A 291-nucleotide genomic window follows, 5' to 3' on the forward strand; every position below is an offset into this window, starting at 1 on the left:
TCGCTTTCTCAAGAAGCATCCGGTTATATTCCTTGCGATAGCCGTCCATTTCATCCCCTTTTAAGGGAATGAGTATTTTTTCTTCAAAAGCCTGCCGGTTAATTCTGCGGTTATTGATGGTGATTTTAGTCGTTGCACCACTGTCAAAGGAATTCAGAAGCTCACTGTATTCCAAAAACATAGCCTCTTTGTCTTCCCTACTGGCTACCGCATAATTGATATCCGAAAACTGATAGGTCTTTGCATATTTTGTTTTTCCCACTTGAAAGATTCCATCCGGCCAAATGGTCT

1 pseudogene is annotated in these 291 nt (G+C 41.2%); it reads right to left on the reverse strand.

The features are described 5' to 3' along the window. Positions 1-291, reverse strand: a pseudogene (locus tag NE619_RS18205) (VirB4-like conjugal transfer ATPase); the annotation flags it as partial.

Source organism: Anaerovorax odorimutans, assembly GCF_024459955.1.
In the GTDB taxonomy this organism is placed as follows: Bacteria; Bacillota; Clostridia; order Peptostreptococcales; family Anaerovoracaceae; genus Hominibacterium; species Hominibacterium odorimutans_A.